Source organism: Streptomyces sp. NPDC041124, from assembly GCF_055592385.1.
On the sequence record NZ_JBVIYR010000010.1, the window covers coordinates 171,700 to 195,773 of the forward strand.

The 24,074-nt window shown below is 72.2% G+C and carries 17 protein-coding genes and 1 tRNA gene; 1 reads left to right on the forward strand and 17 read right to left on the reverse strand.

Annotated elements, in window-relative coordinates; all coding sequences use genetic code 11:
• The first annotated feature begins 246 nt into the window (after positions 1 to 246).
• Positions 247 to 978: an EcsC family protein gene (locus ACZ6A9_RS25895; RefSeq protein WP_468989641.1), complete on the forward strand. Its 732-nt coding sequence runs from the start codon at positions 247 to 249 to the stop codon at positions 976 to 978.
• Positions 979 to 1,249: 271 nt separating this feature from the next.
• Here ACZ6A9_RS25895 and ACZ6A9_RS25900 read toward each other — a convergent pair whose 3' ends face one another.
• From ACZ6A9_RS25900 to ACZ6A9_RS25980, 17 genes are all read right to left on the reverse strand, one after another.
• Positions 1,250 to 1,873 (reverse strand): DUF6461 domain-containing protein, encoded by a 624-nt coding sequence (locus tag ACZ6A9_RS25900; protein WP_468989644.1) that lies wholly within the window; start codon positions 1,871 to 1,873, stop codon positions 1,250 to 1,252.
• 125 nt (positions 1,874 to 1,998) lie between these two features.
• Positions 1,999 to 3,525 carry a hypothetical protein gene (locus ACZ6A9_RS25905; RefSeq protein ID WP_468989647.1) on the reverse strand — a complete coding sequence of 509 codons (1,527 nt, stop codon included), beginning with the start codon at positions 3,523 to 3,525 and terminating at the stop codon, positions 1,999 to 2,001.
• Positions 3,526 to 4,212: 687 nt separating this feature from the next.
• Positions 4,213 to 4,297: transfer RNA gene (locus ACZ6A9_RS25910), tRNA-Leu, on the reverse strand.
• Positions 4,298 to 4,503: 206 nt separating this feature from the next.
• Positions 4,504 to 5,694, reverse strand: a complete 1,191-nt coding sequence (locus tag ACZ6A9_RS25915; protein WP_468989650.1) for a sugar phosphate isomerase/epimerase family protein — start codon at positions 5,692 to 5,694, stop codon at positions 4,504 to 4,506.
• A gap of 116 nt (positions 5,695 to 5,810) precedes the next feature.
• Positions 5,811 to 7,190: a nucleotide pyrophosphatase/phosphodiesterase family protein gene (locus ACZ6A9_RS25920; RefSeq protein WP_468989653.1), complete on the reverse strand. Its 1,380-nt coding sequence runs from the start codon at positions 7,188 to 7,190 to the stop codon at positions 5,811 to 5,813.
• Entirely contained in the window at positions 7,187 to 8,356 is a 1,170-nt protein-coding gene (gene eboE / locus ACZ6A9_RS25925) for a metabolite traffic protein EboE (RefSeq protein WP_468989655.1), read from the reverse strand. The genes ACZ6A9_RS25920 and eboE overlap by 4 nt, the downstream gene beginning before the upstream one ends.
• A 3-nt stretch (positions 8,357 to 8,359) precedes the next feature.
• The gene (locus tag ACZ6A9_RS25930) at positions 8,360 to 9,250 is read right to left on the reverse strand and encodes a TatD family hydrolase (protein ID WP_468989658.1); all 891 of its coding nucleotides are present in this window, start codon (positions 9,248 to 9,250) and stop codon (positions 8,360 to 8,362) included.
• Positions 9,250 to 9,987 carry an EboA domain-containing protein gene (locus ACZ6A9_RS25935; protein ID WP_468989660.1) on the reverse strand — a complete coding sequence of 246 codons (738 nt, stop codon included), beginning with the start codon at positions 9,985 to 9,987 and terminating at the stop codon, positions 9,250 to 9,252. Before ACZ6A9_RS25935 ends, ACZ6A9_RS25930 begins: the two co-directional genes overlap by 1 nt.
• Complete coding sequence (locus tag ACZ6A9_RS25940; RefSeq protein WP_468989662.1) at positions 9,984 to 10,985, reverse strand: sugar phosphate isomerase/epimerase family protein; 1,002 nt, start codon at positions 10,983 to 10,985, stop codon at positions 9,984 to 9,986. Before ACZ6A9_RS25940 ends, ACZ6A9_RS25935 begins: the two co-directional genes overlap by 4 nt.
• Positions 10,982 to 12,175, reverse strand: coding sequence for an SCO3242 family prenyltransferase (locus tag ACZ6A9_RS25945; protein WP_468989664.1), 1,194 nt, complete (start codon positions 12,173 to 12,175; stop codon positions 10,982 to 10,984). The genes ACZ6A9_RS25940 and ACZ6A9_RS25945 overlap by 4 nt, the downstream gene beginning before the upstream one ends.
• 362 nt (positions 12,176 to 12,537) lie before the next feature.
• Entirely contained in the window at positions 12,538 to 13,722 is a 1,185-nt protein-coding gene (locus ACZ6A9_RS25950) for an inositol-3-phosphate synthase (RefSeq protein WP_468989667.1), read from the reverse strand.
• A gap of 131 nt (positions 13,723 to 13,853) precedes the next feature.
• Positions 13,854 to 17,570 carry a ThuA domain-containing protein gene (locus ACZ6A9_RS25955; RefSeq protein ID WP_468989669.1) on the reverse strand — a complete coding sequence of 1,239 codons (3,717 nt, stop codon included), beginning with the start codon at positions 17,568 to 17,570 and terminating at the stop codon, positions 13,854 to 13,856.
• 311 nt (positions 17,571 to 17,881) lie between these two features.
• Positions 17,882 to 18,880 carry a sugar phosphate isomerase/epimerase family protein gene (locus ACZ6A9_RS25960; protein ID WP_468989671.1) on the reverse strand — a complete coding sequence of 333 codons (999 nt, stop codon included), beginning with the start codon at positions 18,878 to 18,880 and terminating at the stop codon, positions 17,882 to 17,884.
• Positions 18,881 to 18,895: 15 nt separating this feature from the next.
• Positions 18,896 to 20,104 carry a Gfo/Idh/MocA family protein gene (locus tag ACZ6A9_RS25965; RefSeq protein ID WP_468989673.1) on the reverse strand — a complete coding sequence of 403 codons (1,209 nt, stop codon included), beginning with the start codon at positions 20,102 to 20,104 and terminating at the stop codon, positions 18,896 to 18,898.
• Between the two features lie 82 nt (positions 20,105 to 20,186).
• Positions 20,187 to 21,233, reverse strand: a complete 1,047-nt coding sequence (locus tag ACZ6A9_RS25970) for a substrate-binding domain-containing protein (RefSeq protein WP_468989675.1) — start codon at positions 21,231 to 21,233, stop codon at positions 20,187 to 20,189.
• A 17-nt stretch (positions 21,234 to 21,250) separates the two neighbouring features.
• Positions 21,251 to 22,270, reverse strand: coding sequence for an ABC transporter permease (locus ACZ6A9_RS25975; protein WP_468989676.1), 1,020 nt, complete (start codon positions 22,268 to 22,270; stop codon positions 21,251 to 21,253).
• Positions 22,267 to 23,784 carry a sugar ABC transporter ATP-binding protein gene (locus ACZ6A9_RS25980; protein ID WP_468989679.1) on the reverse strand — a complete coding sequence of 506 codons (1,518 nt, stop codon included), beginning with the start codon at positions 23,782 to 23,784 and terminating at the stop codon, positions 22,267 to 22,269. The genes ACZ6A9_RS25975 and ACZ6A9_RS25980 overlap by 4 nt, the downstream gene beginning before the upstream one ends.
• Positions 23,785 to 24,074 lie beyond the last annotated feature (290 nt).

Genomic DNA, 24,074 nt, shown 5'->3' on the forward strand with positions numbered 1-24,074 from the left:
GTCCGCTCATCGTCCTCGGGTCGAGCGCACGCAAGCCAGCCAGTAGAGTTTGACGGCGCTTTCACTTCCATGGGAAGGTATAGCCGCTTCAGCTCATGAAGGGCGGTGCGGCGAAGGGCGTCGTGGCGCGGAGGGTGGGGGGTAGCGAGGGGGATGCGGCTTCAGCCGCCCCGGCGACCGGACTCCTCCTCCTGCCCGCCGCAGTGCGAGACGCTCCCCGGTGGGGCGTTCGCAGAGGGGGTTGTGATGGCCGACGAGAAGACTCCTGACGAGGGAGCGGTCGAGAAGGCCGGGCGGTGGATCGCCGATCTCGCGGAGAAGGTCATGGTGAACGGCGTGGGGCCGGTCACGGGTTCGGTGACCTGGGCCGAGGACCGTCTTTCGCGTCGGCAAGGTGATGCTTACCGGGCGCCTGAGGACGAGGAGCGCCGTTCTTCCGAGGATATGAAGGACGACATCGACGCGGTCATCTCCCGCCTCATCAAGGAGTCCGTGGCCGCGGCCGGGACTCAGGGGTTCGTCACCGGGCTCGGAGGCCTGATCACCGCAGGCGTGACGATCCCCGCGAACGTGGCCGCGTCCCTCGCCATCAACATGCGGATGGCCGGTTCCATTGCGCACCTCCGGGGATGGGACATCCGCGATCCGCACGTGCGGACCGTCGTGATGATGCTCGCAATCGGGATGAGCGCGCAGAACGTCCTAGCGGCCTTCGGGGTGAAGATCGGTCAGAAGCTCGGCGAGCAGATGATCAAGAAGATTCCGATCGCGGTGGTCCGGGCCATCAACAAGAAGGCCGGGTTCTTCCTCGTCTCAAAATACGGAACCAAACGCGCCGCGATCACGCTCGCCAAGGGGATCCCGATCCTGGGAGGCATTGTCGGAGGGGCCGTGGACGCGGGAGCGACCGCTGTCATCGGACGGGCCACGGACAAGGCCCTGCGTGACGGCACCCTGCGGGCCGAGGAACCGGAGTGAAGAAGCAGCGGACCGAGTGGACGAGGTCTGCCGCACGGGTTCCGGAATCTCCTGCACCGTCAGCGCGACCATCGTCGCGCTGACGGTCGGCGAGGGCACGAGAAACGTCCCGCTCGGCGAAGACGAAGTGCCCGCCGCGGGCGGGGGTACGAGGCCCACCGACAGCGGGACAACCCGCATCACGGTGCTGGAGGGAGCGGCCCGTGGCGGAAGCCGAAACCCGTTCCCGGACTCGTGACGGGCACGGGGCCGGCGAAGGCTACCCGGGGACCTACAGGATCTCGATGGCGCCCGGCGGGACCGGGCCCTCGCCCGCGTAGGAGTCACCGCGTGGTGCGGTCGGGACGTCGTCCTCCGTGACGGTCAGCGTGGGCCAGGGGGCGGCCAGGGTCGCGTCGTCCAGGGTGAGACCGAGGTGGTCCAGAACGAGGGCGACCACGGAGGCCACTCCGGGCCCCTCGTGCTCGGCCTGGGCTTCCTGGACCCTGTCCCACCAAGGGCCGGAGTGTTCGGGCCGGGGTTGTTCCGGGCCGGCTTCGCAGTTCTCCAGGCACTGGCCGTCGCGCCAGTGCTGGAAAACGGCAAGCCCTTCGGTGGACACGACGCTATAGGTCTCGGTGCTGCGGGACAGGGCGGCGAGGAGTTCGGGCCATGAGCCGAGGACGCCATCCTCCTCGACGCAGAACGTCCAGTCGCCGAGCCCTCCTGCCCTCAGGAGCGACACCGCTCCGGCGGCGAACTGCCCTGTGGGCAGGTCGGACGCGGCGTCCGCGTCGAGCAGGCGGGAACGGTCCGGGTCGGCGCCGTAGCGGGTAAACACCTCAGCGGGGTCCAGGCCCCGGGTGAAGGTGACGCACATGTGGTCGCCCGCCCAGTCGAGCGCGTCCGCCGCCATGTTCCGTCCCGTCCCCTCTGCCGGCTTCGTCTGCCGGATCGTGTCTGCCGGGCCCCGGCCTGTCAATGGCGACTGCTTCGGCAGCGCCTGCTTCCTGGCGGGCCGGCCGCCCGCCCTGTCTGTCCTCAGTCGACTTCCCGCACGCGGGCGGCGGTCCGCTCGGCGAGCTCGCGGACACCCTTGGCGGCGTTGTCCGAGAGCTCGCCGAGTACGGCGTCGGCGGCGGTGAGGAGGGCACGGGCCTCCTCGGGGCGTCCCGCGTCGGCCAGGGCGAGGGTGAGCCGGTAGTGCTCCTCGGCGATGAAGCCGCCGAGGTTGACCCGCCGCCAGTAGCTCAGCGAATCGTCGCCCGGAGTGGCCAGGGCGTCACGCACGGCGGCCAGGCTGTCCACCGCCTGCGACAGCCGGCCCGCCTCACGCTCCATGCGGGCGAGGGTGTGCCGGGCCGAGGCCCGGTCCCATGCCGTCTCCTGGAGGGCGGCGTACAGGCGCTGGGCGCGCAGCGCCTGGGGAAGGTCGCCAAGTTCCTCGAAGTCCCGGGCGAGCCCGCTCAGCGGAGCCGTGGTCAGGGTGCGGGGCGCCCCGGGGCAGCGGAGTCTGCTCTGGTCCATGACGATGCCGTCGAGTTCGCGGATCAGCGTCACCCGCGCAAGGTCCGTCATCCCCTGGTCCCGCGCCAGGTCGGTCCAGGTGAAGACCGGCTCGTCCGCCGGGTCCGTCCCGAACATCGACTCGTCGAGCTCCCGCGCCCACTGTCGCAACTCGTCCGCGCCCGCACCCGGTTCCGGCATACCGCCCAGGCCGCACGCCGTGTCGTAGTCCGTCTCCCGGACCTCATGGAGCAGCGGCAGATCTGCGGTGTCCCCGTGCAGCCCGACCAGTACGGCCGCGAGCCGCAGTTCGTCCGTCATCGACGACCGTGCCTCGTGCCGCAACAGATGCCGCAGCAGCTCCAGATCGCCCTCGGCGCGGTCGAACTGCGCGGCCCGCAGGGCGATCCGGCGCCGGACCGGGTCCTCGGCCACCTCACGCCATGCCGTGTGGTCGCCCTTGCGCAGGCGGGCGAGATCGGCGCGGCCCGCTGCGAGTACCGTCTCCCACAGCGGGGGGCCGACCGGGCCCAACAGGTCGTACGCGCACCCCTCATCCGCGTCGAGCAGGACGAAGTCCGGCTCGGTGCGCAGCAGCGCGGCACGCAGTCTGCCCACCAGTTCGACCGGGGAGCGTTCCGGGAAGCCCAGCGCCGCGCGGAGCTCGGCCCGCTCCTCGTCGATCCCGTAGTACTCACGGATCCCGTCCTCGGTCTCCGCGACGCACGCCAGGATCTTCTCCTCGCCGTCGTCCGGCGACAGACGTGTACAGCCGCGCCAGCCGGGCAGGCCGATCACGAGCTCCAGGGCCTCGTCGACGCTGGAGCCGATGATCCCCGCGGCGCCCTCCGAATCGGCGTAGAGCACCGAGCCGTCCGCGCACACGAAGTACGTACCGCCGGTATCGTCCCCGGCCACCGGCTCCAGCCGCCCGCCCGAAGCGAGGCGGACCTCCTCGACATGGCCGTGGGCAACGCGGCCCAGGTCGAAGTCGAAGGGTAAGGTCGCCAGTTCGGCCAGGCGGGGATCCTGCCGCAGCAGCCGTAGCGCATCATCGGTCATGTTACGGAACGTAACATCATCCACTGGACTCGCGCGTGGGGCTGGTTGCGAAACTGCTGACCCCCGTGAATGGACTACAGCGGATGCGACGACACTCCCCGGGAGACCGAATACCCAGCCCCTGGCGGTGGGAAAATGCGGAGCAGTTCCGCTTGGGCCTTTCCCTCGGCAGAAGCCCGGAAGAAATGATCGACATCTACGGAGCTGACGCTGCAAAGGCCCGCCGAATACCTGCGAAGAAAGCTACCGACGCGCCCGCCAAGGGCGATTCACTGCGGGCGGGATCACTGGGGAAGTGGGCTTTCTGCATAGAGTTCGACAACCCGATCGGCTGCACGGAAATCCTTGAAGGCCCGCCGCTGTCCGCGGTCATAGCCGAGATCGACCGAGCCGGCCTGGATCGTCCTGATCCTCCCCTGCGGTATTCATCACCTCCCCCGAGGAACTCCGGTCACCTGGGGCGACGGCTGTAGCAGGAGGTGGCGGAAACCCGGGCTGCGGCCTCATGACGCCTCATCGTCACCCGGCGGGGCGGCGTGCGCCGTCGGCTTACTCACTGTGGCTATTCACGCACAGCGGGCTACCCGCCCTTCGGGCCCACGGCCTACGTGACGGTGCCCGCCAAAGTGAAGAGGACCCGCAGCCGCGTCGGCCGGGGTCCTCGATACGCCTGTCACAGACGTTGAGTGTCCGAGGGGGGACTTGAACCCCCACGCCCGATAAAGGGCACTAGCACCTCAAGCTAGCGCGTCTGCCATTCCGCCACCCGGACAAGGTGTCTGCCGCCCGTGCGGGGGTGTTCCCCGCGGCGACATGGACAACCATACCAAGGTTTCGCAGTGCCTTTCACCTGCGTTTCCGTGCCCTGGGCAGCGGTGGGGAGCGCGAGGTGAGCATGTGGGCGGCATGCCGGTGCGCCGGCCCTCCCGGGTGTGCCGCGGGGCGGGCCGGCGTCGTGCTTCCGGGCGGGCGGGGCCGCTAGCAGCGGCGCTTGCGCAGGGCGGCCATGTTGTCGTAGCTGATCTTGGCTTCGCGGAGCGACTGGGCGGGGTCGGTGGCGCTCGGGGAGTTGTCGTCCTCGACCATCGGATTGCGGTAGGTGCTCTGCCCGACCCGGGAGAAGAAGGTCGTGTAGTCGATGTCGCCGGTGCCGAAGGGCACCATGTCGTAGCCCATGCCGTTGGTGGTGTCGACGACGCCGTCCTTGGCGTGGAAGAGCGGGTAGCGCTTGCTGTGGCGGGCGACGAGGGCGGCGGGGTCGAAGACGCTCCTGCGGGTGGAGCCGTCGGGGGCGGTGTAGGTGTGAAACTTGTACTGGGCGACGTGCGCCCAGAAGACGTCCATCTCCAGCCAGACGAGCTTCGGGTCGGTGACCTTCAGGAAGTACTCCAGCTTGCGGATGCCGGAGCTGCGGGTGGGACGGCCCTGGTCGTCCAGCGGGCCGCTGTCGAGCAGGAAACCGTAGGCGCTGTCGTGGTTGTGGGTGTAGAGCTTGATGCCCTCTCGGCGGGCGATCGCGCCGAGGGCGTTCCACTTGTCGGCGGCCACGTCCCAGTCGGCGCGGTGGGAGCTGCCGGTGGGGTCGCCGCCGGTGCCCATGTGGTCCATGCCGAGGATGTTGGCGATCTCCAGGTGCTTCTTGAAGGTGTCCTCGTCCGCCGTGGTCAGCGGCCAGGAGGAGGGGATGAAGCCGTGGTTGCCCTGGGCGCGCAGGCCGTGCTCGTCGAGCCAGCGGCGCAGCAGCTTGGCGCCCTGGACGGTTTCCAGGTTGTCCCCGCCGGGCGCGTTGGCGTGCTGGCGGTAGCTGGCGAACTCCACCTGGCGGTAGCCGTGCCGGGCGAGCTGCTTGAACACCTCGCGGAAGCCGGAGGGCAGGTCGCTCGCGAGGGGGTCGCGGGCGGTGGCGTCACGGACGGTGTAGAGGATGATGCCGCGCTTGTGCGGCGGGACCAGCAGCTGCCCCCGGCCGTGGTCGTGTCCGTGGTTTCCGTCGTGGTTCTGGGCGAGGGCGGGGGCCGCACCGAAGACGGGTGCCGCGACGGCTCCGGCCGCCACGGCGGTGCAGGTGGTGAGGAAGCGGCGCCGGCCGACGCCGAGACTGCGGCGCAGTCCCTCGTCCGGGCTCGTCTCGACGTCGGGGGTGCGGGACGGGTCGGAGTACTGGGTCACGAGTGGCCTGCCTTCTGCGGTCGGGGGCGGTCCCGGGACGGCCGGGGCCGGCCGTTGTCAGTGCAGCGTGTTTCACTCTCGGTAGTCGGATGTCGGCGGCCGTGCGTGGTGCGGTGTCAGCCGAGTCCGGCGAGCCGGAGCAGGAGTTGTTTCACCTCGGTGGCCGCGACGCGGTCGCCGAGGACGCGGGGGGTGGAGCAGATGAGGAGCGGACCGTCGTCGTCGCTCGCGGGGAGGCGGCCGTGGCTGCCGCGAAGAGGTGAGGGGTCCAGGGGCACGACCGCCATGCGGTAGCGCAGTCCGAGTTTCTTGCGTGCCAGTGCGGTGGCGGCCTTGACCCTGACGTAGGGGTCGAGGGGGTCCATGAACAGTTCGACCGGGTCGTAGCCGGGTTTGCGGTGGATCTCGACGAGCTGCGCGAAGTCGGGCGCGCGGGCGTCGTCGAGCCAGTAGTAGTACGTGAACCAGGCGTCGGGTTCGGCGACGGCGACGAGATTGCCGGCCCGCGGGTGGTCGAGGTGGTGGCTCTTCTTGCCCTCGTCGTCGAGGAGCTGCTCGATGCCGGGCAGTGCGTCGAGGACGGCGCGGGTGGCGTCGAGGTCCTCGGGGCGGCGCACGTAGACGTGGGCGAGCTGGTGGTCGGCGACCGCGAAGGCGCGGGAGGCCATCGGATCGAGGTATTCCATGCCGTCCTGGGTGTGCACCTCGAGGAGGCCGGCGCGGCGCAGGGCGCGGTTGATGTCCACGGGCCGGTCGACGCGGGTGATGCCGTACTCGGACAGGGCGACGACGGTGCGGCCCTCGGCGCGGGCGTCGTCCAGCAGCGGGGCGAGGGCGGCGTCGAGGTCGGCGGCCGCCTTGAGGGAGCGCGGGTCGTCGGGGCCGAAGCGCTGCAGGTCGTAGTCGAGGTGCGGGAGGTAGCACAGGGTGAGGTCGGGACGGCGGGTGCGCATGATGTGGCGGGTGGCGTCGATGATCCACTGGCTGGAGACGATGTCGGCGCCTGGCCCCCAGAAGTGGAACAGGGGGAACGTGCCGAACTTCTCGGTGAGTTCGTCGTGCAGGGAGGGCGGCCGGGTGTAGCAGTCGGGTTCCTTGCGGCCGTCGGCGTAGTAGACGGGTCGGGGGGTGACGGTGATGTCGGTGTCGGCGCCCATGGCGTACCACCAGCAGATGTTGGCGACGGTGTAGCCGGGGTGGGCGCGGCGGGCGGCGTCCCAGAGCTTGTCGCCGGCGACGAGGCCGTTGTGCTGCCGCCACAGCAGTACGTCGCCGAGCTCGCGGAAGTACCAGCCGTTGCCGACGATGCCGTGCTCGGAGGGGGTGGTGCCGGTGAGGAAGGTGGACTGGGCGGCGCAGGTGACGGCGGGCAGGACGGTGCCGAGCGGGGCGCGGGAGCCGGACCGGCCGAGCGACTTCAGGTGGGGCATGTGGTCGAGGAGGCGGGGGGTGAGGCCCACGACGTCGAGGACGAGGAGGGGGGTGGGGTCGCTCATGGGAGTTCCTTCAGGCCGAGGTCCGTCAGGAGGTCGCGGGCCAGGGTGAGTTCGGCGGCGATGCCGTCGGCGAGCTGGGCGCGGCCGCGGGGGCGCAGCTCGGGCGGGAGGGCCTGCCAGGTGTAGGTCTCCACCTCGAGGTGGTGGGTGAGCGGCTGCGGGCCGCCGACGAGCCGGGTCAGGACGGTCTTCAGGACCGGCAGGGTGGAGGTGAGGGGCGGGGCGGGGGCCGCGTGCAGGGGGACGTGGAAGTGGGAGCGCCAGGGGCCCCCGTCGGGCAGGGCGTCGCCGGTGAGGGCCTGGTCGAGGTCGTCGGTGCCGCGCAAACCTGCGGAGGTGGAGGTGCGGGTCTGGTGCAGGAAGCGGGGTTCGGCGAAGGCGGCGAGGGCCTCCCTGACCTCGGGGAGGTGGGGGTGTTCGGCGTGCAGGGCGGCGGAGAGCTGGGACTTGACCACGGGGACGCCGGCCCGGGTGAGGTCGTCCAGGGCGGTGTGCGGGTCCTCGAAGGAGGTGGCGAGGTGGCAGGTGTCGACGCAGATGCCGACGCGGTGGTGGCCGATCGCGGTGAGCGGGGCGATGGCGTCCCGGGTGGTTTCGACGACGCAGCCGGGTTCCGGTTCCAGGGCGACGCGCAGGGAGCGTCCGGTCAGTTCGTGGAGTGCGTCGAGGCGTTGGGCGAGGGTGCGCAGGGCGGTGCGGGCCGTGCGGGCGCGTTGTTCGTCGTGGGCGGTGCGCCAGGCGAGGGGCAGGGTGGAGATGCTGCCGTCGGTGACGTCGTCGGGGAGCAGTCCGGCGAGGACCCTGCCGAGGGCCGCGGTGTGTTCCAGGCGTTCGGGGTCGGCCCAGTCCGGCTTGTAGACCCGGTACTTGACCTCCTGGGCGCCGAAGCCCTCGTAGGGGAATCCGTTGAGGGTGACGACCTCGAGGCCGCGCTGGTCGAGGGCGCAGCGCAGTTGGCGCAGGGCGGCGGGGTCGGTGGCGAGGGCGCGGGCCGCGTCCTTGGCGAGCCACAGGCCGATGCCGAGCCGGTCCCGGCCGAGGCGGCGGCGGACGGGCTCGCAGTGGTCGCGGAGCTGGGCGAGGACTCCGTCGAGGGTCTCGGCGGGGTGCACGTTGGTGCAGTAGGCGAGGTGGACGGTGGAGCCGTCGGGGTGGCGGAAGCGCATGGCTCACGCCTCCGTGGCGGGGGCGCCGGCGGGCCGTGGCGCCTCTGCCGGTGTGCCGCGGAGGATGGAGTTGCCCTCGTGGGTGGCGTCGGTGGCATCGACGTCGAGGCGGAGGCGTCCGCTGAGTCCGTAGAAGGCGACGGGGTTGCGCCACAGCACCCGGTCGACGTCGTCGTCGGTGAAGCCTTCGGCGAGCATCAGGTCGGCGACCTTGCGGGTCTTGAGCGGGTCGCTCCTCCCCCAGTCGGCGGCGGAGTTCACCAGGACGCGTTCGGGGCCGTGGGCGCGCAGGATGGCGACCATCCGCTCCTCGTCCATCTTGGTGTCCGGGTAGACGGAGAAGCCGAGCCAGCAGCCGCTGTCCTTGGCCTCCTTGACGGTGGTCTCGTTGAGGTGGTCGACCAGGACGCGGTCCAGGGGCAGCGCGGACTCGCGGACGACGTCGAGGGTGCGGCGCAGCCCGGCGAGCTTGTCGCGGTGCGGGGTGTGCACCAGCGCGGGCAGGCCCTGGTCGGCGGCGAGCTGGAGCTGGGCGGCGAGGGCGGTGTCCTCGGCGGGGGTCATGGAGTCGTAGCCGATCTCGCCGACGGCGACCACGTTGTCCTTGACGAGGTAGCGGGGCAGTGCGTCCAGGACGGGTGTGCAGCGGGGGTCGTTGGCCTCTTTGGGGTTGAGGGCGAGGGTGCAGTGGTGGGCGATGCCGTACTGGGCGGCCCGGAAGGGTTCCCAGCCGAGGAGTGCGTCGAAGTAGTCGAGGAAGGATGCCGGGGAGGTGCGGGGCTGGCCGAGCCAGAAGGCGGGTTCGACGACGGCGCGGACGCCCGCGGCGTACATGGCCTCGTAGTCGTCGGTGGTGCGCGACGTCATGTGGATGTGGGGGTCGAAGATGCGCATCAGGACTCCTTGCCGTGGGGGTCGTCCGTGCCGTGCGTCCCGGTGGCGGTGGCGGACTCGGTGAGGGCCAGGACGTGGTGCAGGTCCGCGGGGACGGGGCGGCCGGCCGCGGTGCGCTCCTCGGCGTAGTCGCCGAGCATGCGGGCGAGTTCGCCGTCACCGCGGGCGCGGCGGGCCAGGTCCGTCACGTGGTCGAGGGCGACCGAGGTGAACAGGCACTTCAGTACGGCGTGCCGCCAGGCGTGGGCGTCCAGGTGGCGGGCACCGTAGGGGCCGAGGGCGGCGGCGACGAGCCGGGTGTCGTTGGTGCGCAGGGCGTCCTCGACGAGCGGGAGGGCGTCGGCTCCGGCCAGGAGGTGGGGCAGGGCGTGCAGGACGGCGCGGCGTTCGTCGGCGGTGCCCTGGAAGTAGACGCGGGTCAGCGCTTCGGTGTCGGCTTGGGCCGCGTGCAGGATGAGGACGCGGGCGGCGTCGGCGTGGGCGGGGCCGCAGCGGCGGCCGGCTTCGGCCAGGCGCAGCTCCCACACGGAGATGGGACCGTGGGTGCCGGGGTGTGCGGTGGCCTCGTCCAGGGCCTGGTCGAGCCAGGCGCGGGCGGCGCCGGCGAGCCGGTCGGTGAGGTGGCGGTGCAGCGCGGCGGGCGGGGTGAGGGCGGGGGTGGTGCCGTCACCGTGGGCCGCCGGTCCTGCGGGGGTGTCTGCCTCCGGGGTGGCCGGGGTGGCATGGGGGCGGTTCATGGGGTGGTGCTCCCTTCGGGGGTGGCGGAGGGATCGCCGTACGGGGGGCCGGTCACCGTCTGTCGGGCGGCTCGGCGGAGGAACGGGAGGGAGTGGGCGGCGAAGTGGGGGCCCGCGTGGGAGTGGCGGGGCAGTTCGACGACGGTCAGGCCCTGGTATCCGGTGGCGGCGAGGGCCGCGAGGAGGGGCGGGAAGTCGATCTCGCCCTCGCCGAAGGGGAGGTGTTCGTGGACGCCCCGGCGCATGTCCTCGATCTGGACGTGGCGCAGCCAGGGGGCGGCCGCGCGCACGCAGTCGGCGGGCGGGAGGGGTTCCAGGCACTGGCAGTGGCCGAGGTCCAGGGTGAGGCCGAGGGGCTCGGGTTCACCGAGCGTGCGCCGCAGGTGGTGGAAGTCGGCGAGGGTGGCGAGGAGGTGGCCGGGTTCGGGTTCCACGGCGAGGGGGACACCGGCGGTGGCGGCGGCGTCGAGGACGGGGGTGAGGGTCTCGGCGAGGCGTTTCCAGGCGGTTTCCTCGTCGGTGCCGTCGGGGAGGGCGCCGCTGAAGCAGTGCACGGCGTGCGCGCCGAGGTCGGCGGCGACGCGGACCGCGCGCAGCAGCAGGCCGGCGCGGCGGGCCCGGTCGTCCGGGTCGGGGTCCAGCAGCGAGGGGCCGTGCTTGCGCCGGGGGTCGAGCACGTAGCGGGCGCCCGTCTCCACGGTGACACCGAGGCCCAGCTCGTCCAGTCGGTGGGCGACCCGGCGGGTGCGGGCGGCGAGGCCGGGGGCGAGGGGGTCGAGGTGCATGTGGTCGAGGGTCAGCCCGACGCCGTCGTAGCCGAGGTCGGCGAGGAGGGCGAGGGCGTCGTCGAGGCGGAGGTCGGCGAGGCCGTTGGTGCCGTAGCCGAAGCGGAGCGGGGTGGGGGCGTTCGGGTGCGGGGCCCGGTTCGTGTCCCGGGCCGGGGCACGGTCGTCCCCGGTGGTGTCCCGGCTCACGCCGTGGTGAGGGTCCGGGCTCATGTGATGCTCACCTTCCTCATGCCGGCCCGTCTCGCGAAGCGGCGGCCGGCCGGGGCGAGGGCCGCGACCAGGAGGGACGTGGTGGTCGCGCCGGAGCGGGCGGCCAGGGCGGCCTGGAGCGGGACGGTGGCACGGATGCCGGCGCCGACCGCGCGCTGGGTGAGCTGGGGTGACGGGTTCAGCGCGGCGTGGAGGCAGGGGCGGGCGGCTGTGGCGGCATAGGCGGCGGCGAGGGTGGCGGCGAGGAGGCCGCCGGCCCGGGGAGGGCTGCCGTCCGGGCCGGGACCCGGCAGGCCGGGGGCGGCTGCTGCCCGTCGGCCTGCCGGGAGTCGGGGGCGGCGGTGGCCGACCAGCAGGGCGAGTGCCCCCGTGGTCGCGAGCGCCGCCAGGGGGGCCAGGACCGAGCCGCCGGTGGTCTCCCGGCGGGAGACGGCCGTGACCGCGAGGGTGTGGCTGCCGAGCAGCGCGGCGGAGGGCAGCGCGGCAAGGATGCCGCCCCAGGCGCCGCCCTTGGTTCCGATCCAGGTAGCACCCTTGATGCCGCCCCGGGTGGCGGCCCAGGTGCCGCCCCGGGTGCCGCCGCCGGCGGCCGCGCCGAGCAGCAGGTCCAGGCCGCGAGCGGTGGCCATGGCCACCGGGCCGGCGGGCGTGTGCTTGAGCTTCAGGTCGTAGGCCCAGACGGTCGCCGCGAGCGGCGTCGCCACCGCCAGGGCGGGGCGTCCGGCACCGGCGGCGAGCGCCAGTCCGGCGCCGGTGAGGGCACCGGCGGCGGTGAGGGCGGCGGCCGGGCGGACCCGGCCGGAGGGGATCGGCCGATGCGGCCGCTCCACGGCGTCCTCGGCCCGGTCCGCCCAGTCGTTGAGGGCCATGCCGGCCGCGTACAGGCACAGGGAGGAGCCGATGGCGAGCAGGGTGCGGGGGCCGGGGCGTACTCCGGCCGCGGCCGCGCCGGCCAGGGCGTCTCCGGGGACGGTGAAGAGGGCGGGCAGGCGGAGCAGTTCGGCCCAGGCGGTCGGGCGCCCGGAGCGGGGGGCGGCACCGTCGTCGGGAGCCGGGACACCGGTCGTCGCGGGGACGATGCGCGTGCGTTCCGCTGTCGTGTCCGGGTGAGTGCGGGCGCTCCCGGCCGCGGGCGGTGGGGCGGCGCGCTCCTGCGTCGCCGCGTCCCCGGTCCGGACGGCCGCGTCCACCCCGGGGGCCTCCGGCGCGGACCCGTCCGTTCCTCCACCGGCCGGCGCACGCAGGTGCGGGCCGCTCCCTCCCCCGGCCGCGTCCGACGACACGGACCCGTCTGCCGGCCACCCGGGTGCGGACGCCCTCCGAGCCGCCTCCGACGACATGGGCGGGGCCTGCACCCGTCCGCCCGGCCGGTGCGCGGTCGGCACGGTCCCGGCCTGCGGCGGGGTGTCCCCGGTGGGCGTGCCCGGCGCGGGTCCTGTCGGCAGGTCGGTTCCCCGGGCGGGCGGGGGTGTGCCCGGCGACGCCGACGTCCCCGGCACCGCCCCCGCCGGTGGGGCGGCGCCCTGCGCGGACGCGTCGCGGGGCGGGCGGTTCACCGGTGCGCCCCGGAGGCGTCGGGGGCCGTGCGCAGATGGCCGGCAAAGTGGCGTAGCCGCACGTACTGCTCGGCGAGGGAGGCCGGGCCGTCGCCGACCGGGTCCTTGAAGTAGAAGCCCAGGTCGGTCAGGGGGCCGCTCAGGCCCTTCTGCCGGGCGCGGAGGGTCAGGCGGGCGAGGTCGAGGACGAGGGGGGCTGCGAGGGCGGAGTCGCAGCCCTGCCAGATGGTCTGCAGGATCATGCGGGAGCCGAGGAAGCCGTCGAAGGCGATGTGGTCCCAGGCGGTCTTCCAGTCACCGAGCGCCGGTACGTCGTCGATGTGGACCTCGCCCTCGGGCGCGGCGCCGAGGGTGTCGGCGAGGACGCGTTCCTTGCCGGCGTTCTTGGCCGCGGCGGCCGCCGGGTCGGCGAGGGCCGCGCCGTCGCCGCCGCCCAGCAGGTTGGTGCCGGACCAGGCGCGCACGGTGAGGGCGCGCTGGGCGAACATCGGGCCGAGCACGGAGCGCAGCAGGGTCTGCCCGGTCTTGCCGTCGCGGCCCGCGTGGGGCAGGCCCGAGGAGTCGGCGAGTGCGGCCAGCCGCGGGTGGTGCAGGCCCGTGGAGGGGGTGAAGTTGACGTAGGGGCAGCCGGCGCGCAGGGCGGCGGCCGCGTAGAGGGAGCTGGGCGGGAGGGAGCCGTCGGCGGGGGCGGGCTCGGTGGAGGCGACGTTCACCACGACGGCGCCCGCGAGATCCTGGCGGTCGACGAAGTCACGGATGTCGGCCGTGAACACGTCGATCCAGTCGTCGTCGGTGCGGGCCGGGCCGCCGTCCGTGTCGCGGGGCAGGGGTCCGCCCGGCCTGATCTCGGCGTCCGCTGCGGCGAGTTCGGTGTGTACGGCGGACGGCAGGCCGTGCGGCAGGACACCGCCGGCGGCGAGGTGTTCGGCACGTTTGGGCAGCGGGCAGTCGACGGTGTCGTGGCCGCCGAAGACGAGGGACGACAACGAGGGCAGGCCGCACGGGGCGAAGTCGGGGGTCTCGGTGACCATGCCGGTCGGCGGGTGGAGTCCGGCGGCGACGGCGGCGGAGCCCGTGATCGCGGTGGTGGCCACGGATCCGCGTGCGCCGATGAACCAGACGCCGAAGCGGGGGGCGGGGGACGTGGTGGGGGTGGGGAGGGGGGACGGTTCGGCGGACATGGGCAGCCTCCTTGTCTTACGCGAACCGGGTGCGAGCGCCGGAGGGGGACGCACGGGGTGCCGGGCGCGCGGGCCCGGCGGGACGGCGGGCGGAGGTCCGGCGTCCTCCGCCCGCCGCCGTTCCGGTCGCCCTAGGAGGGCAGTTCCTTCACCTGGATGTTGCGGAAGGTGACATGGTCGGCGGCGCCGTGGTTCTGCAGGCCGATGTAGCCGTCGGTCAGGCTCCGCTCGGGGTCTTTGTTGGTGAAGTCGTTGATCTTGACTCCGTTGAGGAACACCTGAAGGCGTTCGCCCCGGACCTTGATCTCGTAGGAGTTCCACTGGCCGGGCGGGCGCAGGACCTGGTCACGGGCCTTGAGGTTGGCCGACTTGAACGAGTAGACGGAGCCCGTGGTGCGGTCGGGCGCGTCCGTGGCGTCGATCTGTATCTCGTAGCCCTTGTTCACCGCGGACCAGGGGTCGTCGGAGGCGGGGAAGCCCACGAAGATCCCGGAGTTGTCGTCGCCCCGCATCTTCCAGTCGAGCTTGAGGGAGTACGACGTCAGCTCCTTGGCCTGGTACCAGAGCAGGCCCATGCCGCCCTCGGACTCCAGGGTGCCGTCCTTGACGGTGAACTTGCCCGGGCCGGCCTGCTTCCAGCCGTCCAGGGTCTGGCCGTTGAAGATCTGCCGGTAGCCCTTGTCCGGCTTGCAGTCCGCCTTGACCTGGCCGGTGGCGTACTGCATGCCGCCGAGCAGATGGCCGCGGAACGCCTCGTCGGCGTAGGACTCCTTGGTGTGGCCGCCGCCGGTGTAGAAGGAGCGGCCGCCGCCGTAGTTCTGGCACCAGGCGATCGGGTGGTCGCCCTTCATGGTGCCGCCCTGGTAGGTGGTCTCGTCGAGGGTGGCGAGGATCTTGGCCTGGTCACGCGGGTTGGTGCGGTAGTTGTACCACTCGTCGGTGCGCTCCCAGGTGTCCTCCAGGTGCGCGGTGGACGGGTGGTCGTGGTCGTGGACGCGCACGGTGGCCTGCTGGATGGCCGGGTGGGAGTCGAAGTAGGCGCCGACGAGGCCGCCGTAGAACTCCCAGTCGTACTCGGTGTCGGCGGCGGCGTGGATCCCCATGTAGCCGCCGCCGTTCTTGACGTAGTTCTCGAACGCCTGCTGCTGTTCGGCGTTCAGGACGTCACCGGTGGTGGACAGGAAGGCGACCGCGTCGTACTTGGCGAGGTTGGCGGTGGTGAACTGGCGGGCCTCCTCGGTGGCGGTGACCGTGATGCCGGCCGGGGCGCCCAGTTCCTTCAGGGCGGCGACGCCCTCCCCGATGGAGTCGTGCCGGAAGCCGGCGGTCTTGGAGAAGACCAGGACCTTCTTGCCCTGCTTGAACGGCTCCTTGGAGAACTCGAAGTCGTCCACGTCGTACAGCGCGCCCTCGCCGCCCCGGAAGACCAGGTAGACCTCCGTGGTCTTCTTCGGCAGCGAGCGCAGCGGCACGTCGACGTTCTGGAAGGTCTCCCAGCCGCCGGTCGGCGGGATGTACGCCGAGCCGTGCAGCGTGCCGTCGGGCGATCCGGTGCGTACCTCGACGAAGCCGCCGGAGCCGCCGGAGGAGGCCCGGACGGTCAGCTTCTTCTGCCCGTCGAACCGGTAGGGGGTGAAGGAGATCCAGTCGCCGTCGTGGACGTCACCGACGGTCTTGCCGCCGTTCGCGCCCGTCTTGTCGATCACCGACACGCCCTGCTGGGTGGTGAAGTGCTCGGCCTGGCGGTGCAGCGGCTGGAGCACGGTGCGGGCGGTGCCGGTCAGGGCCTCCTGGCCGTTCGCCCCGCCGTCGGTGTAACTGGCGCCGACGACGCCGTAGATGTTGGCGTTGGGGTCGTGACCGCCGTCGCCGGCGGGCGGCTCGAGGGTGCCCTCGCAGCCCGTCTCGCTGGTCAGCTCGTGCGCGTGGGAGTCGTGGCCGAGGCTGTAGACGACCTTGACCTTGGAGCAGTCGACCCGCTCCTCGGGGTCGGTGACCTTCACCTTGAACGGGACGGGCTCACCGAAGGCTGCCAGGCTGCCGTTGCCCGGGACCTCGATGGTCACCGTGGGTTCGGTGTTGCCGACGACGATCCGGACGCTGGCGTTGCCGGTGTTGCCCTCGGGGTCCTTCGCGGTGAAGGTGGCGGTGTAGGTGCCGGCCTTCTTGTACTTGTGGGTGGGGGTGAGTCCCTCGCCCGTGGTGCCGTCGCCGAAGTCCCAGCCGTAGGTGAGGTCCGGGGAGTCGGCGTCCTTGGCGGAGGCCGTGAACTTCACCTTCAGACCGACCGCGCCGGACGTCGTGTCCGCGCTGACCTCGGCGATCGGGGAGAAGCCGTCCTCGGCGTTCTCGATCCGGTACAGGGCGGAGTGCTCGTCGCCCTGGAACCAGGAGACGCCGTAGTCGAGGACGTAGAGCGCGCCGTCGGGGCCGAACTCCATGTCCATGATCTGGGTGCCGGTCCACGGGAAGTCGTTGATCTTGGCGACCGTGCCGTCCCCGTTCTGCTCGATCCGCTTGATCCAGCGGCGGCCGAACTCGCCCGCGAAGAAGTCACCGTCGTACGCCTCGGGGAACTTGACCGAGGAGTCGAGCTCGGGGTCGTAGCGGTAGACCGGGCCGGCCATCGGGGACTCGGAGCCGCTGCCGAACTCGGGCACGCTGCCGCCGTCGTAGGGGATCCAGGCGGCCTGGGCGGGCGGCAGGTCGGTGAGACCGGTGTTGTGCGGGGAGGTGTTCTTCGGGGCGGCGCAGTCGAACTTCGCGCCGGACGCGCCGGTGGCGAAGTCGTAGTCGTTGTAGGCGTCGTTGTCGCCGGTGCAGAACGGCCAGCCGAAGTTGGCGGCCTCGGTGACCTTGGCGAACTCCACCTGTCCCGCCGGGCCGCGGTCGGGGTCGGCGGCGCCGGCGTCGGGTCCGTAGTCACCGACGTAGACGATGCCGGTCTTGTCGTCGACGCTCATCCGGAACGGGTTGCGGAAGCCCATGGCGTAGATCTCGGGGCGGGTCTTCTCGGTGCCGGGGGCGAAGAGGTTGCCCTCCGGGACGGTGTACGAGCCGTCCTCGGCGACCTTGATGCGGAGGATCTTGCCGCGCAGGTCGTTGGTGTTGCCGGAGCTGCGGCGGGCGTCGAAGGCCGGGTTGCGGTCGGGCCGGTCGTCGATGGGCGTGTACCCGTCGGAGGCGAAGGGGTTGGTGTCGTCGCCGGTGGACAGGTAGAGGTTGCCCTCGGCGTCGAAGTCGATGTCGCCGCCGACGTGGCAGCAGGTGCCGCGGGAGGCGGCGACGTCCAGGACTTTCTTCTCGCTGGCCATGTCCAGCGTGCCGTTGGCGTTGAGGACGAACCGGGAGAGGCGGTTGACGCCGTCGAACTTCGCGAAGTCCGCGGCCGTGCCGTTCTCCGGGGCGTCGCCCTCGGGGGTGTCGAGCGGCGGGGCGTAGTAGAGGTAGATCGCCCGGTTGTTCTCGAAGTCCGGGTCGACTCCGACGCCCTGCAGACCCTCCTCGTCGTGGCTGTAGACGGGGATCTTGCCGGCGACCTTGGTGACGCCGCCCTGGTCGGTGAGGCGGAGGGTGCCATCGCGCGAGGTGTGCAGGACGCTGCGGTCCGGGAGCACCGTGAGCGACATCGGCTCGCCCGTCTCGGGTTCGCCCTTGGCGAGCGGCACCTGCTGGAACTGCCCCTCGGCGGCGGCCGGTTCGTCGTGCTCCGGGTGTCCGGGGTGGGCTCCGGCGACGGTGGCCGGGGTGCCCACGGCCAGCAGCAGTCCGGTGAACAGGGCGAGTCCGGTGCGCAGTGCGGGTCGGCGCCTGGTGGCGTGGGTGGATGTGAGTCTGCTTCTGTGCACGAAGTCCCTCCGGGAACGGGGTGGGGCCGTACGGAACAGGTGCGAAGACATGTGGTGCGTGCGGTGCGTGCGGGCGCCGGGGTGCGCCGTCACCCCGGAGGCGTGCGTGTCCTGAGCACTTCAGGGACGGTAACCGCGTTCGTCCGGGGCGAACAGCCCTTGGAACCGGACTGGTTGCACTTTTTCCCGGTTCAGGACAAAGCGGGATGCGGGCAGCCCCGGCCGGGGGACGGCGGACCCACCGGTCCCCCGGCCCCTGGCTGCCGCCGGGCGGCGCTCCCCGCTGCGGGAACGGCCGCCGGGCGCTCGGGTCAGCTGTTGAACGCGGCGTCGAAGGAGGCGCTGGGCGGCTCGAAGTCGTACGCCTTGAGGCGGGTCAGTGCTTCGGGGGCGCCCTGGAGACGGTCCATGCCGGCGTCCTCCCACTCGACGGAGACGGGCCCCTGGTAGTCGATGGAACGCAGCATGCGGAAGACGTCCTCCCAGGGGACGTCGCCGTGCCCGGCGGAGACGAAGTCCCAGCCGCGGCGGGGGTCGCCCCAGGGGAGGTGGGAGCCGAGGCGGCCGTTGCGGCCGTCGAGGCGCTTGCGGGCCTCCTTGCAGTCGACGTGGTAGATCCGGTCGCGGAAGTCCAGAAGGAAGCCGACCGGGTCGAGGTCCTGCCACACGAAGTGGGAGGGGTCGAAGTTGAGGCCGAAGGCGGGCCGGCGGTCGACGGCCTCCAGGGCGCGTACGGTCGTCCAGTAGTCGTAGGCGATCTCGCTGGGGTGCACCTCGTGGGCGAAGCGCACGCCCTCGGTGTCGAAGACGTCCAGGATCGGGTTCCAGCGCTCGGCGAAGTCCTCGTAGCCGCGTTCGATCATCGACTCGGGGGCGGGCGGGAACATGGCGACCAGGTGCCAGATGGCGGAGCCGGTGAAGCCGATGACGGTGTCGACGCCGAGCAGGGCCGCCGCGCGCGCGGTGTCCTTGATCTCGGCGGCGGCGCGCTGCCGTACGCCCTCGGGCTCGCCGTCGCCCCAGATGCGGTCGGGCAGGATCGCCCGGTGGCGTTCGTCGATGATGGCGTCGCAGACCGCCTGGCCGACCAGGTGGTTGGAGACGGCCCAGCACTTCAGGCCGTACTTCTCCAGGAGCTGGTGGCGCCCGGCGACGTAGGCGGGGTCGGCGAGCGCTTTGTCCACCTCGAAGTGGTCGCCCCAGCAAGCGAGTTCGAGGCCGTCGTAGCCGAAGTCGCGGGCGAGTCGGCAGACCTCCTCCAGGGGCAGGTCCGCCCACTGGCCGGTGAACAGTGTGAAGGTGCGCGGCATCCGTTGTCCGTCCTCTCAGGCGGCGATGGGGGTGTAGACGGAGTTCTTCTCGGCGCTCTCCTCGACCGCCGCCAGGACGCGCTGGACCTGGAGGCCGTCGGCGAAGGAGGGCTCGGGGCTCCGGCCCTCGGCGACGGCGTGGACCAGGTCGCGGGCCTGGTGCACGAAGGTGTGCTCGTAGCCGAGGCCGTGGCCCGGCGGCCACCAGGCCTCGAGGTAGGGGTGGTCGGGTTCGGTGACGAGGATGCGGCGGAACCCGGCGTGTGCGGCGGGCTCGGTGCCGTCGTGGAACTGCAGCTCGTTGAGCCGTTCCAGGTCGAAGGCGAGCGAGCCGCGCTCACCGTTGAGTTCGATGCGCAGCGCGTTCTTGCGTCCGGTGGCGTACCGGGTGGCCTCGAAGGAGGCGAGGGCGCCGGAGGTGAAGCGGCCGGTGAACAGGGCGGCGTCGTCGACGGTGACCTGCCCGGTGCCGCTCGCGGAGACGGCGGCCAGGCCGCTGCTGGGGGCGCCGGGCAGGGGCCGCTCCCGTACGAAGGTCTCGGTGAGCGCGGAGACGCCGGCGAGCTGCTCGCCGGCGAGGTACTGGGCCAGGTCGACGATGTGCGCGCCGAGGTCGCCGAGCGATCCGGAACCGGCCTGCTCCCGGCGCAGCCGCCAGGTCAGCGGGAACCGCGGATCCACCAGCCAGTCCTGGAGGTAGGCCACCCGCACGTGCCGCAGGGTGCCGATCCGGCCCTCTGCCACCATCCGGCGGGCCAGCGCGGTCGCCGGCACCCGGCGGTAGTTGAAGCCGACCATCGCCAACTGGCCGCGCCCGGCCGCCTCTTGCGCGGCGCGGGCCATTGCCTCGGCCTCGGTGACGGTGTTGGCGAGGGGCTTCTCGCACAGTACGTGCTTGCCCGCGGCGAGCGCTGCCAGCGCGATCTCGGCGTGGCTGTCGCCGGGGGTGCAGATGTCGACGAGGTCGATGTCGTCCCGCTCGACCAGGGTGTGCCAGTCGGTCTCGGTGCCGGCCCAGCCGTGCCGGTCGGCCGCGGCGCGCACGGCGTCGGCGTCCCGGCCGCAGATCACGGCCAGTTCGGGGCTGAGCGGCAGGTCGAAGACGTGCCGGGCGGTGCGCCAGCCCTGGGAGTGGGCGGCGCCCATGAACGCGTAACCGACCATGCCGATGCGCAGCGGTGGCTTCCCCGTCCGGTCCCCTTCGGACGCTTGCGGCTGTGCCATGCGGATGTCCTCCTCGTCGTCGTGGCGGGCGGGGGGTGGGCCCCCGCCCGGTGGGCTGGTCAGGCCCGTGGGGCGGGGCGCCTCACTTGAAGCCGGTGGACATGTACTGGTCCACGTTGTCCTTGTCGACGACGGCCGAGTAGCAGGTCACCGACGAGGGGATCTCGAACTCGGCGAGGCCGCCGACGCCCTTGCCCTGGCCGAGGGCGCGGGCGAGGTCGATCGCGGAGGCGGCCATGGTCGGCGGGTACAGGACGGTGGCCTTCAGGACACCGTCGTCGGCCTTGATGGCTTCGAAGGCGGAGAGCGCTCCGGCGCCGCCCACCATCAGGAACTCGTCCCGGCCGGCCTGTTCGATGGCGCGCAGCGCGCCCACGCCCTGGTCGTCGTCGTGGTTCCACAGCGCGTCGATCCGCGACTGGGCCTGGAGCAGCTGGGCCATCTTGGCCTGGCCGGACTCGACGGTGAACTCGGCGGCCTGGCGGGCCACCTTCTTGATGTTGGGGTAGTTCTTCAGCGCGTCGTCGAAGCCCTGGGTGCGCTGCTTGGTCAGCTCCAGGTTGTCCAGGCCGGCCAGCTCGATGACCTTGGCGTCCGGCTTGCCCTTGAGTTTCTCGCCGATGTAGTGGCCGGCGTTCAGGCCCATGCCGTAGTTGTCGCCGCCGACCCAGCAGCGGTACGCCTGCGGGGTGTTGAAGATGCGGTCGAGGTTGACGACGGGGATGCCGGCGCGCATCGCCTTGAGTCCGACCTGGGTGAGGGCCTTGCCGTCGGCGGGCAGGATCACCAGCACGTCGACCTTCTTGTTGATGAGGGTCTCGATCTGGCCGATCTGCTGGGCGGTGTCGTTGGAACCCTCGGTGATCTCCAGGGTGACGTCGCTGTACTTCTCCGCGCGCTTCTTGGCGTTGTCGTTGATGGCGTTCAGCCAGCCGTGGTCGGCCTGCGGTCCGGCGAAGCCGATGGTGACCGGCTTGCCGGGCTTGTCGTCGGCGGCGGGCTGGTTGTCGGCGGCCTGCTTGTCCTCACTGGGCTCGTTGCTCGTGCAGCCGGTGACGAGCACGCCGGCGGATACGGCGGCCGCCCCGAAGAGCAGTCCTCTGCGGCTCGTGAAAGGCGTCTGTGACATGGCGGTGAACCCTTTCCTCAGGTCGTGCTCGCGGTACGGCGCTGGACCAGCACGGCGGCGACGATGATCGCGCCCTTGGCGATCTGCTGGACGTCGCTCTGCAGGTTGTTCAGGGCGAAGATGTTGGTGATGGTGGTGAAGATCAGGACGCCGAGGACGGAGCCGACGATGGTGCCGCGGCCGCCGGTGAGGAGGGTGCCGCCGATGATCGCGGCGGCGATGGCGTCGAGTTCGTAGAGGTTGCCGTTGGTGTTCTGGCCGGAGCCGGCCAGGACGATCAGCAGGAAGGCCGCGATGCCGCAGCACAGTCCGGACAGCAGGTACAGGTAGAGCCGCTGGCGGCGGACGTCGATGCCGGCCAGCCGGGCGGCCTCCGCGTTGCCGCCGACGGCGACGCTGCGGCGGCCGAAGGTGGTCCGGTTGAGCACCAGCCAGCCGATGACGGTGACGGCCGCGAACACCAGGACCAGCGGCGGGATGCCGAGGACGTAGGAGTCGCGCTCGCCGAGGTCCAGGACGCTGTCGACGGTGACGATCTGGGTGCGCCCGTCGGTGATCTGCAGGGCGAGACCGCGGGCCGAGGCGAGCATGGCGAGGGTGGCGATGAAGGGGACCATCCCGCCGTACGCGATGAGCACCCCGTTGACCAGCCCGCACCCGAGGCCCACGAGGACGGCGGTGAAGAGGATGCCGGCGAAGCCGTACTCCTGGGTGGCGACCGTGGTGGCCCACACCGAGGCGAGGGCGACGATCGCGCCGACCGACAGGTCGATGCCGCCGGAGATGATGACGAAGGTCATGCCGACGGTGACGACACCGATGACGGAGGCCTGGGTGAGGACGAGCTGGAGGTTGCGGGTGTCCAGGAACTGGTCCGGTTTGGTGATGCCGCCGATCAGGATCAGTACGGCGAGTACGCCGAGCAGGGACATCGTGCGGACGTCGGCGCGGAACAGCACGGCGCGCCAGGCGGGTGGTTCGGCGGCCGACGGCACCTTGCCGGTGCTGTCCCGCGGCGGGGAGACGGGCTGCGTCATGACGCCGGGCTTCCTTCCATGACCAGGTCGAGTACACGGTGTTCGTCGAGTTCGCGGGCGGGCGAGGTGTGGACGACGTCGCCCTCGCGCAGGACCAGGACGCGGTCGGCGAGCCCGAGGACCTCGGGCACCTCGCTGGAGACCAGCAGCACGGCGAGGCCCTCGTCGGCCAGCCGGCGCACCACCGCGTACAGCTCCGCACGGGCGCCGACGTCGACGCCGCGGGTGGGTTCGTCCAGCAGCAGCACCCGGCAGCCGCGCAGCAGCCAGCGGGCGAGCACGGCCTTCTGCTGGTTGCCGCCGGACAGGGTGCGCACGGGCACGTTCGGGTTGTCGGGCCGCAGGGACAGTTCGCGGACCGCCGCGCGCGCCGCCCCCAGTTCGGCGCCGCGGTCGATCCAGCCGAGCCGCGCGAAGCGGGGCAGGGTGGAGACCGACACGTTGCGGGTGACGGACTCCAGCATGAGCAGCGCCTGCGCCTTGCGTTCCTCGGGGGCCAGGCCGAGCCCGGCGCGCACGGCGGCCCGTACGCTGCCCGGCTTCAGCGGCTTCCCGTCGACGAGCACGCGGCCGGTGTCGGGCCTGCGGGCGCCGTAGACCGTCTCCAGGATCTCGGAGCGTCCCGATCCGACGAGTCCGGCCAGCCCGACGATCTCGCCGGGGCGCACCTGGAGGTCGATCGGCGCGAACTCGCCCTTGCGGGCGAGTCCTTCGACGACCAGCACCGGGTCGCCCTGCGGGGCGGTGGCGGGCCGCGGCGGGAAGACGTACTCGACGTTGCGTCCCGTCATCAGCGCGACCACCTCCTTGGTCGGCGTCGACTTCGCGGGCAGTCCTCCGGCCACGGCCCGGCCGTCCTTGAGGACGGTGACCCGGTCGCCGATGCGCCGGATCTCCTCGAGCCGGTGCGAGATGTAGACGACGGCGACGCCGTCGGCGGTGAGGTCGCCGACGATGCGGAAGAGGTTGTCGACCTCGTCCGGGTCGAGGGCGGCGGACGGCTCGTCCATGACGATGAGCCGCACCTCGTGGGAGAGGGCCCGTGCCATCGACACGATCTGCTGGTGCGCCGCCGAGAGGTCCCCCACCAGCCGGCCCGGGTCGATCTCCGGGTGGCCGAGCCGTTCGAGGAGGGCGGCGGTCGACGCCTTGGCGGTCCTGCCCCGGACGACGAACCCGGCGGTGGTGGGTTCGTGGCCGAGGTGGACGTTCTCGGCGACCGACAGGTGTTCCACCAGGTCGAGTTCCTGGTAGATGGTGGCGATGCCGAGACGCATGGCGGCGATCGGCGAACGGAGCGTGACGTCGTCGCCGCGCCAGCGGATGGTGCCCGAGTCGGGCTGGTGGGCGCCGGCCAGCACCTTGATCAGGGTGGACTTGCCGGCGCCGTTCTGGCCGAGCAGGCAGTGCACCTCGCCGGCCTGGACGTCGAGGTCGACGCCGTCCAGGGCCCGGACTCCGGGGAACGACTTGGTGATGCCGGACATGCTGAGCAGCGGTGGTTGTGGTGCCATGCGGATTCCCCTCGGCGGGCGTGCGGGGCCGGTGTCAGGGCGGTCCCCTCGCGGGGCAGGCGTGTGCGGGCAGGGCGGAGCAGCGCGTTGGCGGGCGCTGGTGGGTGGCGGATGCGGGGAACGGAGGGCGTTGCCGCTCGTGTCGGCGGTGCGGCGAACGGCGGGCGTGGTGCCTTGCGGTGACGTGGGCGTGACGGGCGCGGGGCGCTCGGGGTGGGCGGAGCTGTGCCGTCGAGCAGGGGTGGCGAAGGGTGGAGCTGACGATGGGTGGAGCTGTTCCGTCGAGCAGA

Coding starts and splice junctions, on each gene's coding strand:
- ACZ6A9_RS25920 (WP_468989653.1), bottom strand. CDS start 7,190: ATGAGCGACCCCACCCCCCTCCTCGTCCTCGACGTCGTGGGCCTCACC.
- ACZ6A9_RS25950 (WP_468989667.1), bottom strand. CDS start 13,722: ATGTCCGCCGAACCGTCCCCCCTCCCCACCCCCACCACGTCCCCCGCC.
- ACZ6A9_RS25930 (WP_468989658.1), bottom strand. CDS start 9,250: ATGCGCATCTTCGACCCCCACATCCACATGACGTCGCGCACCACCGAC.
- ACZ6A9_RS25905 (WP_468989647.1), bottom strand. CDS start 3,525: ATGACCGATGATGCGCTACGGCTGCTGCGGCAGGATCCCCGCCTGGCC.
- ACZ6A9_RS25900 (WP_468989644.1), bottom strand. CDS start 1,873: ATGGCGGCGGACGCGCTCGACTGGGCGGGCGACCACATGTGCGTCACC.
- ACZ6A9_RS25935 (WP_468989660.1), bottom strand. CDS start 9,987: ATGAACCGCCCCCATGCCACCCCGGCCACCCCGGAGGCAGACACCCCC.
- ACZ6A9_RS25970 (WP_468989675.1), bottom strand. CDS start 21,233: ATGTCACAGACGCCTTTCACGAGCCGCAGAGGACTGCTCTTCGGGGCG.
- ACZ6A9_RS25980 (WP_468989679.1), bottom strand. CDS start 23,784: ATGGCACCACAACCACCGCTGCTCAGCATGTCCGGCATCACCAAGTCG.
- ACZ6A9_RS25940 (WP_468989662.1), bottom strand. CDS start 10,985: ATGAGCCCGGACCCTCACCACGGCGTGAGCCGGGACACCACCGGGGAC.
- ACZ6A9_RS25965 (WP_468989673.1), bottom strand. CDS start 20,104: ATGGCACAGCCGCAAGCGTCCGAAGGGGACCGGACGGGGAAGCCACCG.
- ACZ6A9_RS25960 (WP_468989671.1), bottom strand. CDS start 18,880: ATGCCGCGCACCTTCACACTGTTCACCGGCCAGTGGGCGGACCTGCCC.
- ACZ6A9_RS25895 (WP_468989641.1), top strand. CDS start 247: ATGGCCGACGAGAAGACTCCTGACGAGGGAGCGGTCGAGAAGGCCGGG.
- ACZ6A9_RS25975 (WP_468989676.1), bottom strand. CDS start 22,270: ATGACGCAGCCCGTCTCCCCGCCGCGGGACAGCACCGGCAAGGTGCCG.
- eboE (WP_468989655.1), bottom strand. CDS start 8,356: ATGCGCTTCCGCCACCCCGACGGCTCCACCGTCCACCTCGCCTACTGC.